This is a genomic window from Isoptericola dokdonensis DS-3, assembly GCF_001636295.1.
Taxonomy (GTDB): domain Bacteria; phylum Actinomycetota; class Actinomycetes; order Actinomycetales; family Cellulomonadaceae; genus Isoptericola; species Isoptericola dokdonensis.
Genome location: NZ_CP014209.1, coordinates 2,382,944 through 2,398,755, shown reverse-complemented (window position 1 = coordinate 2,398,755; position 15,812 = coordinate 2,382,944). Strand labels below are relative to the sequence as shown.

At 74.0% G+C, this 15,812-nt stretch carries 10 protein-coding genes; 7 read left to right on the top strand and 3 right to left on the bottom strand.

Going from position 1 to position 15,812, the window contains the following annotated elements; translation table 11 throughout:
- The first annotated feature begins 67 nt into the window (after nucleotides 1-67).
- From I598_RS11175 to I598_RS11165, 3 genes are all read left to right on the top strand, one after another.
- Nucleotides 68-5,182, top strand: a complete 5,115-nt coding sequence (locus I598_RS11175; protein ID WP_157557216.1) for a DUF7927 domain-containing protein — start codon at nucleotides 68-70, stop codon at nucleotides 5,180-5,182.
- 240 nt (nucleotides 5,183-5,422) lie between these two features.
- Nucleotides 5,423-5,926 carry an FBP domain-containing protein gene (locus I598_RS11170; RefSeq protein ID WP_068205223.1) on the top strand — a complete coding sequence of 168 codons (504 nt, stop codon included), beginning with the start codon at nucleotides 5,423-5,425 and terminating at the stop codon, nucleotides 5,924-5,926.
- A 97-nt stretch (nucleotides 5,927-6,023) separates the two neighbouring features.
- Nucleotides 6,024-6,287: a GlsB/YeaQ/YmgE family stress response membrane protein gene (locus I598_RS11165; RefSeq protein ID WP_068203026.1), complete on the top strand. Its 264-nt coding sequence runs from the start codon at nucleotides 6,024-6,026 to the stop codon at nucleotides 6,285-6,287.
- Nucleotides 6,288-6,363: 76 nt separating this feature from the next.
- Here I598_RS11165 and I598_RS11160 read toward each other — a convergent pair whose 3' ends face one another.
- Together I598_RS11160 and I598_RS11155 are read right to left on the bottom strand one after the other, a co-directional pair.
- Nucleotides 6,364-7,953, bottom strand: coding sequence for an ABC transporter permease (locus I598_RS11160; protein WP_068203025.1), 1,590 nt, complete (start codon nucleotides 7,951-7,953; stop codon nucleotides 6,364-6,366).
- Entirely contained in the window at nucleotides 7,950-8,840 is an 891-nt protein-coding gene (locus I598_RS11155) for an ABC transporter ATP-binding protein (RefSeq protein ID WP_068203024.1), read from the bottom strand. Before I598_RS11155 ends, I598_RS11160 begins: the two co-directional genes overlap by 4 nt.
- 59 nt (nucleotides 8,841-8,899) lie before the next feature.
- Here I598_RS11155 and I598_RS11150 point away from each other — a divergent pair, with 59 nt between their 5' ends.
- Nucleotides 8,900-9,502 (top strand): TetR/AcrR family transcriptional regulator, encoded by a 603-nt coding sequence (locus I598_RS11150; RefSeq protein WP_068203023.1) that lies wholly within the window; start codon nucleotides 8,900-8,902, stop codon nucleotides 9,500-9,502.
- 4 nt (nucleotides 9,503-9,506) lie between these two features.
- Here I598_RS11150 and I598_RS11145 read toward each other — a convergent pair whose 3' ends face one another.
- Nucleotides 9,507-10,361 (bottom strand): Cof-type HAD-IIB family hydrolase, encoded by an 855-nt coding sequence (locus I598_RS11145; protein ID WP_068203022.1) that lies wholly within the window; start codon nucleotides 10,359-10,361, stop codon nucleotides 9,507-9,509.
- 90 nt (nucleotides 10,362-10,451) lie between these two features.
- On the opposite strand from I598_RS11145, the gene I598_RS11140 reads away from it, so the two are divergent.
- From I598_RS11140 to I598_RS11130, 3 genes are all read left to right on the top strand, one after another.
- Complete coding sequence (locus I598_RS11140) at nucleotides 10,452-12,848, top strand: beta-L-arabinofuranosidase domain-containing protein (RefSeq protein WP_068203021.1); 2,397 nt, start codon at nucleotides 10,452-10,454, stop codon at nucleotides 12,846-12,848.
- A 98-nt stretch (nucleotides 12,849-12,946) separates the two neighbouring features.
- Nucleotides 12,947-15,061 (top strand): acyltransferase family protein, encoded by a 2,115-nt coding sequence (locus I598_RS11135; RefSeq protein WP_068203020.1) that lies wholly within the window; start codon nucleotides 12,947-12,949, stop codon nucleotides 15,059-15,061.
- Between the two features lie 63 nt (nucleotides 15,062-15,124).
- A complete protein-coding gene (locus I598_RS11130) occupies nucleotides 15,125-15,805 on the top strand; it encodes a response regulator transcription factor (protein ID WP_068203019.1) in 681 nt (226 codons plus the stop codon).
- The last annotated feature ends 7 nt before the right edge of the window (nucleotides 15,806-15,812 follow it).

Sequence of the window (15,812 nt, the reverse complement as noted above, 5' to 3'; positions counted from 1 at the left end):
ACTCGACCCGGTGGTGCGAGAGTGGCGACAGAGGCAGGTGCAGGGTATCGGGGACGGAGCGGACGGCGTGAACAGGGGCACGACCACCCGCCGGCGCAGCCGGACGGTGGCACGGCGGGCAGGGACCCGCAGGACCGTCGCGGCGACGACCGCGCTGACGCTGGCGCTCGCGGGCGCGGTGGTGACGACCGGCCTGACGGCGACCGCGCCGCCCCCGGCGGCCGCCGCGCCGGGCGACCCGGGGGTCCCGCAACCGCCGGTCCCGCTGTTCTCGGAGGACTACGAGAACGCGGGCGACGGGCAGAACCTCCTCCTGCCGGACTACGTCGGCCTCCAGACCACCTACACCGCGGACCCCCCGTGGGCGGACCGGCCGAACTGCAACGGCTTCGTCATCGACGCCACGAGCACTCAGCTGCCCGAGGACTGCACGAACGCGGACTCCACGATCGGCACCGAGACCCCCGAGGCGAGCTTCGACCACCTGCAGGGCATGACCACGGCGATCGGCGAGCACGCGGGTGACCCGTCGCCCGAGACGAACGCGGCGGTCGCCTACTACACGTCCAACGCGGAGCCCATCGCCTCCGGGCTCGTGGTCGGCGCGTCGCAGACCCCCATCACCGTGCCCGACGAGCGCCAGGTGGTCCTGAGCGCCGACGTCGCGGCGATGAACTGCGAGTCCTCGCCGTCGGTGCTGATGTTCGACCTCGTCGACGACGCGGGCAACCGTTTCCCGATCACCGACCAGGGCCTCAGCCCGAACTTCGAGCCGTGCGGCTTCCCGGAGACCACGGTGACGACCCCGGACGGGGAGGAGATCACCGTCCACGTCGGCACCTTCACCTCCTCGCTCTTCCACACCGGGGTCAACGTCCCGCCGGGCTCCTACACGATCGAGGCCGAGAACGGGGTCGGGGTCGGCCAGGGGAACGACTTCGTCATCGACAACGTGTGGGCCGAGGACGTGACCAACCAGCTCGACAAGTCGTTCGACCCGGCGGTGACCCCCGTGGGATCGACGTCGACCCTGACGTTCACCGTCACGAACACCAGCGAGCTCGGCCCCAAGCCCGCCTACTCGTTCACGGACGACCTGGCCCCGGGACTCGTCGTCGCGGACCCGCCGAACGCGACCGACACCTGCGGACAGTACTTCTGGGGTCCGGTGGCCGGTGCGACCACGCTGTCGGTGAACGGTCCGGCGTTCCCGGAGGGGTTCGAGACCTGCACCTTCTCCGTGGACGTGACGTCGGACACCGCGGCCGTGTACACGAACGGCCCGGACGACATCTCCGCCCTGACGGGGCTGGCGCCGCCCGCGGACGCGACGGTCGAGTTCACCGACGACGAGCCCGAGGCTGGCCTGACGATCACCAAGACGGCCGACGTCGCCGACGCGGCCCCCGGGGACACGGTGACGTACACGGTGGTGGTGGAGAACTCGGGGGAGGTGGCCTACACGGACGACGACCCGGCGACCTTCACCGACGACCTGGCGGGGGTGCTCGACGACGCCACGTTCGTCGCGGCCGACGCCGACGCCGGGACGGTGGACACCTCCGCCCTGCCGACGCTCACCTGGTCGGGTGCCCTCGGCGTGGGCGAGACCGCCACGGTCACCGCCGAGGTGACGGTGGACGACCCGCCGGGCGGCGACGGCGTCCTGACCAACGTGGTGACCGGCCCGGGGGAGTCCACCTGCGTGGACGGCACGGAGGACGGCTGCTCGACGTCCACCCCGGTGCGCGGGCTGACGATCACCAAGTCGGCCGAGCCGGACGAGGCCCTGGTACCGGGCGAGGAGATCGCCTACACGATCACGGTCGCCAACACCGGCCGGTACGACTACACCGCCGACGACCCCGCGACGATCTCCGACGACATGAGCGAGCTGCTCGACGACGCCGCGTACGAGGGCGACGCGGCGGCGGACGTCGGGACGGTGGACGACTCGGCGCTGCCGGTCATCACGTGGTCGGGTCCGCTGGCGGTCGGCGCGACGGCGACGATCACCTACACCGTGGCGGTGGGGGAGGAGGGTTCCGGCGACGGGACGGCCGTGAACCGGGTGACGGGTCCGCCGGAGTCGAACTGCGTCGACGGCACGGAGGACGGCTGCTTCGTCGTGATCCCGCCGAGCGGGCTCGCCGTCACCAAGACGGCGGACGCCACCGTGGTGGTCCCGGGCGACACGGTCACCTACACGGTCACCGTGACGAACTCCGGGGACGTGCCGTACACCGCGGGCAGCCCGGCGGCGTTCACCGACGACCTCACCGAGGTGCTCGACGACGCGACGTACGACGGCGACGCGGCGGCGGACGTCGGGTCGGTCGACGACTCGGCGCTGCCGGCCCTGACCTGGTCCGGCGCGCTGGACGTCGGCGAGACCGCGACGGTCACGTACTCGGTGACGGTCGACGACCCGGTGACGGGCGACGGCGTGCTCACCAACGTCGTCACCGGACCCGTGGAGTCCACGTGCGTGGACGGCACGGAGGAGGGCTGCACGACGACGACGCGGGTGCGGTCGCTGGAGATCGTCAAGGTCGCGGACCCGGCGGAGACGCTGCCCGGCGGCGTCGTCGGGTACACGGTGACGGTCGAGAACACGGGGCAGGCGCCCTACACGGTGGTCGCGCCCGCGACGTTCGACGACGACCTGTCCGGCGTGCTCGACGACGCGACGTACGACGGCGACGCGACGGCCGACACGGGGTCGGTCGACGACTCCGCGCTGCCCACCCTGACCTGGACGGGCACCCTCGACCCGGGGGAGGTCGCGACGGTCACGTACTCGGTGACGGTGGACGACCCGGTGACGGGCGACCACCTGCTGGACAACGTGGTGACCGGGCCCGACGAGTCGAGCTGCTCGGGCGTGGAGCCCGGTGCGGTGGACGGCTGCTCGACGAGCACGCCCGTCCGGGAGCTGACGATCCTCAAGTCCGCCACGCCCGACCAGGACCTGGTCCCGGGGGAGCAGATCGTCTACACGGTGACGGTGACGAACTCCGGCGAGGTCGACTACCCGACGGGCGCCCCGGCCACGGTGACGGACGACCTGTCGGCGGTGGTCGACGACGCGACGTACGGCGACGACGCGAGCGCCGACGTCGGCACGGTGGACGACTCGGCGCTGCCGACGCTCACGTGGTCGGGGGCCCTGGCGGTCGGCGAGACGGCCACGATCACGTACTCGGTGACGGTCGACGACCCGGGCACGGGGGACGGCACGGCGTTGAACACGGTGACGGGGCCGCCGGCGTCGAACTGCCTGGACGGCACCGAGGAGGGCTGCTCGGTCACGATCCCGCCGCGCGCGCTGGAGATCACGAAGTCGGCGGACGTGGCCGAGGTGCTCCCGGGCGGGACCGTCACCTACACGATCGTCGTGGAGAACACCGGCGACGTCCCGTACACGGCGGGGTCGCCGGCCACCGTCACGGACGACGCGGCGGGGGTCGCCGACGACGCGGCCTACGCGGGCGACGCGACGGCCGACGTCGGCACCGTGGACGACGGCGCGTTCCCCGCGCTGGTGTGGAGCGGGGCGCTGGCACCGGGCGAGGTCGCGACGATCACGTACTCGGTGACGGTGGCCGACCCGCTCACGGGGGACGGGGTGCTGGACAACACGGTGACCGGCCCGGTCGAGGGCACCTGCGACGCCGGGGCGGACCCGGTGCCCGCCGGGTGCGCCACGTCCACCCCCGTCCGGGCCCTCGCCGTGACCAAGGAGGCCGAGCCGGCGTCCGTCGCACCGGGCGGCACGGTGACGTACACGGTGACGGTGGAGAACGTCGGACGGGTGGCGTACGACGGCGCCGACCCGGCGTGGTTCACCGACGACCTGTCCGGGGTGCTGGACGACGCGACGTACGACGGGGACGCCGACCCGAGCACCGGGGCGACCCAGTTCGCCTCGCCGGCGCTGCAGTGGCGGGGCGCGCTCGCGCCCGGTGACGTCGCGACGGTCACGTACTCGGTGACGGTGGCCGACCCGGTGACGGGCGACCACTCGCTGGACAACGTGATCACGGGCCCGCCGGAGTCGACCTGCACCGACGGCACCGAGGGCGGCTGCTCGACGAGCACGCCGGTCAGCGGGCTGACGATCCTCAAGTCCGCGACTCCGGACGACGCGCTCGTGCCGGGCGAGGACGTCGCGTACACGATCACGGTGACCAACTCGGGACAGGTGCCGTACACGGACGCCGACCCGGCGACGGTGACGGACGACATGTCCGACCTGCTCGACGACGCCACCTACGCCGGGGACGCCACGGCCGACGTCGGGACGGTGGACGACTCGGCGCTGCCGACCCTGACGTGGTCCGGGCCGCTGGCGGTGGGCGAGACCGCGACGATCGCCTACACGGTGACGACGGGCCCGGCGGGCTCGGGGGACGGTGTCGCCGAGAACGTCGTGACCGGCCCGGCGGAGTCGAGCTGTGCCACCGGGACGGAGGACGGCTGCTCGGTGACGATCCCGCCGCGCTCGCTCGACGTCGCCAAGTCGGTGGACGTCGCGCAGGCCGCGCCGGGGGACACGCTGACCTACACCGTCACGGTGACCAACGACGGGACCGTCGGCTACGGGCCGGACCGCCCGGCGGTCGTCGTCGACGACCTCACCGACGTGCTGACCGGCGCGACCTACGACGGTGACGCCGCGGCGACATCGGGCACCGTCGACGACTCGGCGCTGCCGGACCTGGTGTGGACCGGCGTCCTGGCGCCGGGGGAGTCCGCGACGCTCACGTTCTCCGTCACGGTGGACGAGGCCCTGGACACGGAGACCACCCTGGTCAACACCGTGACCGGTCCGGCCGAGTCGAGCTGCTCCGCCGTGCCGAGCTCCGCGGCGGTCGCCGAGCCGGGGGCCGCCCCGTCGCTCGCACCGGCGTGCTCGGCGCAGACCGTCGTCGTCCCGCCGACGCCGTCGCCGGTGCCGACGACCTCCCCCACGCCCACGCCGTCCCCGACGCCCGCACCGACGCCGACGGACGGCGGCACGCCCACTGCCGCGCCGGCCCCGAGCCCGACGGTGCCCGGCGGTGACCCGCTGCCGTGGACGGGTGCCGACGTGGCGGCGGTCGTCGCGGTCGCCGTGCTGCTCCTGGTGACCGGCGCGGTGCTGCTGGGGGCGGTCCGACGCCGCCGCACCCAGGACTGAGTGCCCGGGCGTACCATGGACGGCGGGTCGTGATCGCGGCCCACCGAGACGAGGAGGGTCGATGCGCAGCATCGCGGAAGGCGGGGTGGCCCGCGCGGCCTGCTCGGCCCTCGCGCGCCCGCGCGCCGTCTGACCCTGGAGGCCGGTCGGCGCCGCACCGTGCTGCCCACCCACCCCCCCGCCGTCGTGCTCCTGTGCGCCGCTGCGCACCCGACGGCCCCCGAACACCGGGAGACCCTCGTGAACCCTCTGACCGAGAAGCAGATCCGCGCGTCCTTCGTCAACGCCTCCCAGCGCGAGGCGAAGCAGGCGACCCTGCCCGACCTCGCGGACGTCGACTGGGACCGCCTCGACTACCTGGGCTGGATCGACCGCAAGGCGCCGCTGGCCGCGTACGTCGTGGCCGAGGTCGACGGCGAGGTCGTCGGCATCCTGCTGCGCGCCGCCGACGCGAAGTCCGGCCGCGGCCGCAAGGGCATGTGCGCCTGGTGCGAGGACGTCGTCGACGACGCCGACGTGTCGCTGTACGTCGCCCGCCGCGCCGGGGCGTCGGGCAAGGCCGGCAACTCCGTCGGCACTCTCGTCTGCACCGACTTCGGGTGCTCGCGCAACGTGCGGCGTCGCCCCCTGGCGTTCGAGGTCGGCAGCGACCCGGAGCGTCGGGCGGCGTTCGTCCAGGGACGCATCGACGGCCTGCGCGAGCGGTCGTCGCGGTTCCTGGCCGAGGTGTCGAGCACCCGCTGAGCCCTTCGCGGCCGGGACGTCCGGCGTCCCGGTCGCGGCGGGTCCGCACCGGGGCTAGGTTCGGACACCTCGGACGAACCGGACGACAAGGAGCATCATGACCGTCAGCGGCATCATCACCGCGATCATCATCGGCGCCGTCATCGGGGCGCTCGGCAGGCTCGTGCTGCGCGGTCGGCAGAACATCTCGATCATCGCCACGATCCTCGTCGGGATCGTCGCCGCCCTGATCGGCACGTGGCTCGCGAGCCTCATCGGGGTGCGGGACACCGGCGGGATCGACTGGATCGAGCTCGCCCTGCAGATCGGCCTCGCCGCCGTCGGGGTGTCCCTCGTGGCGGGCTCCTCGCGGCGGCGGTAGCCCGGATCCCGACCCTGCCGGGAACGGCTCGTCGCCCCCGACCGTCCGACGGTCGGGGGCGACGTGCCGTCCGGGGTCAGCGCGCCAGGTCGCGGTGCCGGAACCCGGCGAGCCCGATCGCGACGAAGCCGGCCGTGAACAGCGAGACCCAGCCGAGCCCGGACCAGTCGACGTCGGCCGCCGTGACGTGCGGGACGTGCCAGAACGGGCTGATCCCCAGTGCCCAGTCGTCCAGGCCGAACGTCGGGCCGAGCAGCGTGAGCGCGAACGAGACCAGCACGCCCGCCCACGCCGCGACCGTGACCCGCGGCCGGGCGCCGACGACGGCTACCGAGACCCCCACCACCGTCCACACCGCGGGGACGATGACCACGGCCTGGAGCAGCACGTCACCGACGGTGACACCGAGGCCGGCGTCGCCCGCGAGCAGCGCGACCACGGTGCCGCCGACGAGCATCGCCAGGGTCGGCCCCGCCAGCGCTCGCAGCACGTGCGCCGCGTAGAAGCGGGTGCGCGCCACGGCGCCCGCGAGGAGCGGTTCCACCCGGTCGTCGAGCTCCTCGGCCCGCACCCGCAGCATGACCTGCACGCCCGACACCGCGGCGATGATCCCCAGGAGCGACAGGATCGTCACCAGGAACTCGCCGACGAGCTGGTCGGGGGTGGTGGCGCCGGCGGCGAGGACCTGCGCCACGCCCGAGTCCTCGGCGAGCAGGTCGGGCACCGAGCTCGCCAGCGAGCCGAACACCACGCCGAGGAACGTGAAGGCGACCGTCCACGCGACCAGGGAGGCGCGACCGAGGCGCCACGCGAGCGCGCCCACGGACCGTACTGCGCCGTGGGCCGGGCCGGGCCGGGGTGCGAGGGCGCCCTGCCCGAAGTCGCGCCGCGCCTGCAGGGCGAACGCCACGACCAGCAGCACGGCGGTCAGGGCGACCGCCGGCAGGAGCGGCCACCAGTCGTCGTCGATCGAGGGCGCGGTCCGCTGCATCCAGCCCTGCGGCGTCAGCCAGGTCGTCCAGCCGGCCGCCTCGACGGAGTCGAGGTAGCCGCGCACCAGGAACAGGCTCCCCGCGACGGCGACGGCGAGGCCGCTCGCCGTGCGCGCCTCCGACCCGAGCTGGGCGGCCACCGCCGCCACGGCCGCGAACATCCACCCGTTGGCGGTGAACGTCGCCGACAGCAGCCAGGCGGGGCCCGGGTCGCTGCCGGCCGCCCAGGTGGCCAGGGCGCACACGACGCCGAGCGCCACCGAGGCGATCAGCGCCATCGCGACCGCGACGACGAGGCGCGTGGACCGGCTCATGACCCCGGAGGCCAGCAGCTCCGCCTGCCCGGAGTCCTCCTGGCCGCGGCTGGCGCGGACCACGGTGAAGATCGCCATGAGCGCGGCCAGGAACCCGCCGAGCGCGAGCGCGCGCCACGTGTTGAAGCCCTCGGCGGTGGTGAGGTCGCCCGGCGCGCCGAACACGAGGCTCAGCGCGGGGTTCGCGCCGATGGTGGTGGCCAGCGCCTGCCGGCTCGCGAGGGTGGGGAAGACGGACGGGAAGACGAGGATCGACGTCACCGAGAGCGCGGTCACGACGAGGATCCACGGCACGAACGACCGCCCCTCCTGCCGCAGTGACGCCCGCAGGAGAGGCCGGACGCCGACGACGCGGCTCACCGGGTGTCCTCGTCGGCGTAGTGCCGCAGGAAGAGCTGCTCGAGGGACGGCGGTGACACGGTGAGGCTGGTGAGGCCGTAGGGGGCGAGCGCGGTCATGGCCTCGGTGAGGCGGGCGGAGTCGACGCTCGCGGCGAGGCGCGGGCCGTCGAGCGTGGCGTCCTGCAGGACTGCGGGCAGCACGTCGGGGATCCGGCCGAGCACGGCGTGCACGGCGGTGCGCGCGTGCCCGCGCAGGTCGGCCAGCGTGCCCGTCTCGACGACGCGGCCGTCGCGGATGATGCTGAGGCGGTCGGCCAGCGCCTCGACCTCGGACAGGATGTGGCTGGACAGCAGGACGGTGACGCCGCGCTCCTTGGCCTCGCCCACGGTCCGCTGGAACACGGCCTCCATGAGGGGGTCGAGGCCGGAGGTGGGCTCGTCGAGGACGAGCAGCTCGGCGTCGGACGCCAGTGCCGCCACGAGGGCCACCTTCTGCTTGTTGCCCTTGGAGTACTGGCGGCCGCGCTTGGTCGGGTCGAGCTCGAAGCGGTCGACGAGCTCCGCGCGCCGTGCCGGGTCGAGGCCGCCGCGCAGCTCGCCGAGCAGGTCGATCGCCTCGCCCCCCGACATCCCGGGCCAGAGGGAGACATCGCCGGGGACGTAGGCGAGGCGGCGGTGGAGCGTGACGACGTCGCGCCACGGGTCCCCGCCGAGCAGGCGGACGGTGCCGCCGTCGGCGCGGAGGAGCCCCAGCAGGACGCGGATGGTGGTGGACTTCCCGGCGCCGTTGGGCCCGAGGAACCCGTGCACCTGACCCTGCTCGACCGTGAGGTCGAGGCCGTCGAGCGCCTGGAACCTCCCGAAGCGCTTGTCGAGGCCGCGGACCTCGATCGTCAGCTCGTCCATGAGGACAGCATGAATTCATCATCCGTTGAAGTCAACAGCCGATGAGTTACGCTCGGTCCATGACCTCGCCCCGCCGGACCGGACGCCGCCCCGGCAGCACCGCCACGCGCCAGGAGATCGTCGAGGCCGCCCGCGCCGAGTTCGCCGCCCACGGCTTCCGCGGAGCCACGCTGCGCCGCATCGCCGCGCGCGCCGAGGTCGACCCCGCCCTCGTGCACCACTACTTCGGGGACAAGGACGGGCTGTTCGCCGCCACCGTGACGCTGCCCGACGAGGCGCTCGGCCGCGTGCTCGCCGCGCTCGGCGACGGCGTCGACTGCCTCGGGGAGCGGCTCACCCGGACCTTCCTCGGACTCTTCGAGGCGCCCGCCACCCGTGACCAGATGCTCATCGTCGTCCGGTCCGCGCTGACGCACGACGTCGCCCGCGACCGCCTGCGCGACGTCGTCGAGGGCACGCTGCTGGCCGGTCTGGCGGGGGAGATCCCCGAGCCCGAGCGCCGCCTGCGGATCGAGCTCGCCATGACCCAGGTCGTCGGCCTCGTGCTCGCCCGCTACGTGCTCGTGGTCGCACCACTGTGCGACCTGCCGCTCGACGACGCCGTCGCGCTCGTCGCCCCCGCCGTGCAACGGCACCTCACCGGACCGCTCCCGGCGCGGTGAGCGCTCAGGCGGAGCGTCGCGTCGCGTCGTCCAGCAGCGCCGCCAGCACCCGCACCACCCCGTGCTCGGCGTTGCTCGGCGCGGTGAACCGGGCGCGGGCCAGGACGTCCGGGTGGGCGTCCGCCATCGCGTACGACCACGTCGCGGCGTCCAGCATCTCCACGTCGTTGAGGTAGTCCCCGAACACCATCGTCTCGTCGGGCCCGACGCCGAGCTCCGCCTGGAGCCGGCGCAGCGCCACCCCCTTGTTCACGCCGGCCTCCATCACGTCGATCCAGTGCGGGCTCGACACCACGACCTGGTGGGTGGCCCGCAGGTGCACCAGCGCCGGCAGGGTGCCCGTGGCGGAGTCGACGTCGTCGTAGACCGCGACCTTGAGGACCCGGTCGTCGACGGCGAGCAGGTCGTCCACCACCGTCAGCTCGTTGTAGTAGGTGCGCACGTGGTCGACGAACGCCGCGTCCGACCGCTCGACGTACGCGCCGCGCGTCCCGGCGAGGACGGCGCCGCCGCCGCGGGACGTGCCGAGCCCGCGCACCGCGCGGACGACCTCCGCCACCACCGCCGGGTCGAGCACGTCGAGGGACACCACCTCGTCACCGCGGGTCACCAGCGTGCCGTTCTCCGCGATGATCACCAGGGCGTCGTGGGCCGGGGTGCGGTCGGCCGGGAACGTCGCGGCGATGGTCGCGCGCTGTCGTCCCGACGCGGGCACGAACGTGATGCCCGCCGCGTGCAGCCGCTCGAGGAGCGGGTACAGGTCCGCCGGGGCCTCGCCCGCCGGGTCGAGCAGGGTGCCGTCCATGTCCGAGACGACGAGGCGGATCCGGTCGGGGCGGGGCGCGGCAGAGGTCGGCATGCCCTCAGTCCATCATGCCGACAGAGGGAAGGCGGACGGAGTGTGAGCGTTAACATGCCAGTCGGAGCCGACCCCGCGCGAAGGAGCCCCATGGCCGCCGTCCTGAGCACCCCCCACCCCACCGCCGTCCGCCTCGACGACCCCCTCCTCGTCGCGGCCACCGACCGGGGGAGGGCCTACCTGCTGTCGCTCGACGCGGAACGCTTCCTGTTCGAGTTCTACCGGGTCGCCGGCCTCCCGCCGACCACGCCCGAGGGTTACGGCGGCTGGGAGCGCAGCGACGCGGTGAACTTCCGCGGCCACACGCTCGGCCACCACCTCTCCGCGCTGGCCGCGTCGGCCGCGTCGTGCCGCGACGACACGACCCGCCAGGCGCTGCTGGCGCAGGTCCGCGCCGGGGTGCTCGGCCTCGAGCGCTGCCAGGAGGCCTACGCCGCCGCCCACCCGGGCTCGGCGGGCTACGTCTCGGCCTTCCGCGAGTCCGCCCTGGACCAGGTGCAGGGCACGGGAGAGTCCGACGAGAACGTGCTCGTGCCCTGGTACGACCTGCACAAGGTGCTCGCCGGGCTCCTCGACGTCCACGCGCTGGTCGACGGCCGCACCGGCGCCCGGGCGCTGCGGGTGGCGACGGCGTTCGGGCTCGCCGTCCACCGTCGGGTCGTGGCGCTCGACTCCCGCCAGGTCCTGCTGCGGACCGAGTACGGCGGCATGAACGAGGCGCTCTACCGGCTCCTCGCCGTCACCGGCGACCTCCGCCTCCGGGAGGCCGCCGAGGCGTTCGACGAGGTCGACCTGTTCCGCGAGCTCGCGGCCGGACGCGACGTGCTGCCCGGCCGGCACGCCAACACCACGATCCCCAAGCTCATCGGCGCCCTGGCCCGCTACCGGGTGCTCACCGAGCACCCGCACACCGCCGCAGGGCTGACCGACGACGCCCGCGCGGACCTCCCCACCTACCGGGCCGCCGCCGAGCAGTTCTTCGACATCGTGCTGCGCGACCACACCTACGTCACGGGGGCGAACAGCCAGGCCGAGCACTTCCACGCCCCCGGCACCCTGTACGAGCGGGCCGCCCGGCAGGGGGTGCGGGGCAACGCGGAGACCGCCGAGACCTGCAACACGTACAACATGCGCCGGCTCGCCCGCGCGCTCTACGAGACCACGGGCGAGTCCCGGTACGCCGACTACGACGAGCTCGCGCTGCGCAACCACATCCTGGCCTCGCAGCACCCCGAACGGGGGACGACCACCTACTTCAACGCCATGGCGCCGGGCTACCACAAGGTCGTGCACACACCGGAGACGGAGTTCTGGTGCTGCACCGGCACGGGGATGGAGAGCTTCGCCGGCCTCGGCGCGACCCTCTACGCCCTCGACGCCGAGGGCGTGCGGGTCGACGGCTTCCACCCCTCGACGCTCGACGCCGCCGGGCTCGGCATGCGCGTCGTGCAGGAGGGCCTTCTCCCGGCGTCCGACACCGTGACGCTCCGGGTCGAGGCGCTCGAACCGGCGGCGGACGCCCGACCCGGCCAGACCGGTGTCACCCTGCGGCTCCGCGTCCCGGACTGGTGCGCGCGGCCCGAGCTCGCCCTGGACGGTGCGGCCGTCACGCCCGAGCGCGACGGCGGCCACGTCGTCCTGCGGGACGTGCGACCCGGCACGACGATCACCTACCGGCTCCCGGCCCGCGTGACCGCCCACCCCACCGGGGACGAGCCGTCGTTCGTGGCGTTCCGGTACGGGCCCGTCGTGCTGTCGGCAGGCCTGGGCCCGGCGGACGTCGACGCCTGCGAGCCCACCGGCATCCTCGTGCGGATCTCCGACCACGACCCGCACGCCCGCGACGTCCTCACCCTCCCCGCCGGGACCCCGGTCGCAGCGCACCTCGCCGGAGCGCCGCTGCGCCGCCTTCCCGACGCCGCCGACGGCACCGTCAGGTTCGCCCCGCACGGCACCCTGGACGGCGACGACCTCGTCTACGCCCCGCACCACCTGCGCTGGGACGAGCGGTACGCGATCTACCTGCACGTCGAGGAGCAGGGATCCCCGGCCGCACGGGCCCGCGCCGACCGGGCCGCGCAGGAGCGACGGCGGGCCGCCGCCACCGTCGACGAGCTCACCGTGTTCGACGGCAACAACTTCGAGAACGCCAAGGCGGTGCGGGCCGAGAGATCGGCCGTCGGCGTCCTCGCCGGCCGCACCCACCGCGCTGCCGAGCCCGGTGGCTGGTTCGCCTACACGCTCGACGCCGAGGGCGCGACGTCCCTCGGGCTCACGCTCCGCCCGGAGGACGGTCCGGTCACCGTCACGCTCGACGGTGCGGTGACGCACCGGGTCGCGGGGGACGCCCGGCACGCCGACCCCGACGGGTTCGTCGAGTTCGACCTGCCCCTGCCCGGCACCGGGCGGCGCGTCGAGGTGCGGTGCGAGCCCGCCACCGACGTCCCGTGCCGCGTCCACGGCGTGCGGACCTTCGGCGACGCCTGACGTGGCGCCGCGCCGGTGCTGTGCAGGTGCTTTGGGGGTGCTGCGCCGTGCTCTCGTAGGATGACCCGTCACCTCCCTCCACCGAACGGACACGCGACGTGAGCACGACGCTCCGCCCCGGGCAGAGGCCCGACCAGGACCACGCCGCCCGGCGTCCCGTCCAGGCCACCGCCACCCCGGTCCGGCTCGAGGTCCAGGCGCTGCGTGCCCTCGCGGTCGTCCTGGTCCTGCTCTTCCACTTCTGGCCCGGCCGGGTGCCCGGCGGGTACGTCGGCGTCGACGTGTTCTTCGTCATCTCCGGGTTCCTCATCACCGGCCACCTGCTCCGTGAGGTCGAGTCGACCGGACGCGTGCGGCTCGCCCGGTTCTGGGCCCGGCGTGCCCGCCGTCTGCTGCCCGCCGCCTACCTGGTGATCGCCGTGTCGGCGGTCGCGACGTTCCTGCTGGTCCCCGTGACGCTGTGGCAGCAGTGGTTCCGGGAGACGATCGGCGCGACCCTGTACGTCGAGAACTGGGTGCTGGCCGCCGACGCCGTCGACTACCTCGCCGCGGAGAACGACCCCTCGCCGGTCCAGCACTACTGGACGCTGTCGGTCGAGGAGCAGTTCTACCTCGTGTGGCCGCTGCTGGTCCTCGGCGCCTGTGCCCTGGCCGTGCGCCTGCGGCGCTCCCCGCGCGCCGCCACCGCCGTCGTGCTCGGCGTGGCCACCGCGTCGTCGTTCGCCTACTCGCTGTGGCTGACCGTCGACAACCCGTCGTCGGCCTACTTCGTCACCACCACGCGCGCCTGGCAGTTCGGCGCGGGTGCCCTGCTCGCCCTCCTGCTCGCGCGGGGCGTGCGGCCACTGCCCGGCGGGGTGCGGGTGGTGCTGAGCTGGGGCGGGCTCGCCGCGATCGCCGGCTGCGGGCTCCTCTACGACGCGGCCACCCCGTTCCCCGGCACGGCCGCGATCCTGCCCGTCGTGGCGACCCTGGTCGTCATCGTGGCCGGCACGCCGTCCGGGTCGCTGTCGCCCGCACCGCTCATGACGTGGCGCCCGGTGCAGTACACGGGGGAGATCTCGTACTCGCTGTACCTGTGGCACTGGCCCGTGATCATCCTCGCGCCGTTCGTCCTCGGCCGGGAGGCGGGGCTGCTCGACCGGGTGCTGCTGCTCGTCGGCGTCGTCGTGCTCTCCGCCCTCACCAAGCGGTACGTCGAGGACCCGGCGAGGTTCACGCACCGCTGGGGCCTCCAGCGGCCCGGACGCGCCCTCGGCATCACCGCGGTCGTCGCGCTCGCGGTGTCCGCCGTCGCCGGGGCAGGCTGGGCCGTCGCCGACGCCCGTGCCCAGGAGCAGGCGGCCGTCGCGGAGCGGCTCGTGGCCGACATGCCGCCCTGCTTCGGCGCCGGGTCGATGGACCCGGAGAACCCCTGCGACAACCCCGACCTGGACGGGATGCTCGTCCCCGCGCCCGAGGCCGTCGGCGGCGACTACGCCGACTACCCGGCCTGCTGGGTCGAGGGCGACGAGGACGTCCTCAAGGAGTGCACCTTCGGTCCCGTCGACGACCCCGACGTCCCGCACCTCGTGCTCGTCGGCGACTCGCACGCCCGCGCGATGCTGCCCGCCTTCATCGCGCTCGCCGAGGAGGGCCACATCAGCCTCACGCCGCAGCTCAAGGCGACGTGCGCGTGGACCACGGGGCTGATGAACTACGACGACCCGCAGCGCTCCGAGACCTGCGAGACGTGGAAGGACCAGCTGCGTCCCTGGCTCGTCGACAACGCCGACCGCATCGACGCCGTCGTCACCACCGGGTACGTCAAGATGCTCTCCGGCACCGCCTCCGAGCAGGTCGACCGGATGGCCGCCGACTGGCGTCCCGTCGCCGCCGCGGGCGTGCCGATCATCGGGCTGACGGACAACCCCTGGCACCGCACCGGCCCGTCGAAGTGCCTCGAGAAGCTCGACGTCGTCGAGGCCACCAGCTGCGACATCTCCCGTAAGCGCGCCTTCCCGTTCCCCGACACGTTCGCCGCCACCGTCGAGGCCGTCCCCGGCAGCCGCCACCTCGACCTCACCGACTACTACTGCGACGACCGGCGCTGCCCGTCCGTCATCGGGGGCGTCAACGTGTACCGCGACAACAGCCACCTGACGACCACCTACACCCGGACCATGGCGCCATACCTCCTGCGGGAGCTGCGGGCCGTCGACGCGATCTCCTGAGCGGGGCTCGCACGACGGACCTCACCCACCGCGCACCGGGCCGCATCCGCTAGGTTCGTCCCTGTGCAGCTGCTGGTCGTGGAGGACAACGAGCACGTCGCCGGCGCGCTGGTCTCCGTCCTGGGCAAGCACGGGTACGAGGTGATCCGTGCGGCCGACGGCGCGAGCGCGCTCGACGCGCTCAACCCGCGCACCGACCTCGTGCTCCTCGACCTCGCCCTGCCGGACATGGACGGGTTCGAGGTCTGCCGTCGCATCCGCAAGGTCTCGGACACGCCGATCATCATGGTCACCGCCCGGACCCAGCTCGAGGCGCGCGTGCGCGGCCTCGAGCTCGGCGCCGACGACTACGTCACCAAGCCGTACGACATCCGCGAGGTGCTGGCCCGCATCGACGCCGTCCTGCGCCGCGGGAGGTCCCGCGAGTGGGACGGGCGCGCCCACGCCGGCGTCGTGGACGCCGGCGGCCTGAGCGTCGACCTCGCCGCGCGGGAGGTCCGCCGGGCCGACGGCGACGTCATCGGGCTGACCCGCAAGGAGTACGACCTGCTGGCGCTGCTCGTGCGCCACCGCGGTACGGCGCTCTCCCGCGAGCGGATCCTGCGCGAGGTGTGGGGATCGAGCTGGAAGGGTCTCGGCCGCACGCTGGAGGTGCACGTCGCGTCGCTGCGCCGCAAGCTCGACGAGCCCGACGTCGTCGAGACGGTGCGGGGCGTCGGGTACCGCATCGCAGGTCGGCGGTGACGTGCGC

Coding starts and splice junctions, on each gene's coding strand:
- I598_RS11165 (WP_068203026.1), top strand. CDS start 6,024: ATGACCGTCAGCGGCATCATCACCGCGATCATCATCGGCGCCGTCATC.
- I598_RS11155 (WP_068203024.1), bottom strand. CDS start 8,840: ATGGACGAGCTGACGATCGAGGTCCGCGGCCTCGACAAGCGCTTCGGG.
- I598_RS11150 (WP_068203023.1), top strand. CDS start 8,900: ATGACCTCGCCCCGCCGGACCGGACGCCGCCCCGGCAGCACCGCCACG.
- I598_RS11145 (WP_068203022.1), bottom strand. CDS start 10,361: ATGCCGACCTCTGCCGCGCCCCGCCCCGACCGGATCCGCCTCGTCGTC.
- I598_RS11140 (WP_068203021.1), top strand. CDS start 10,452: ATGGCCGCCGTCCTGAGCACCCCCCACCCCACCGCCGTCCGCCTCGAC.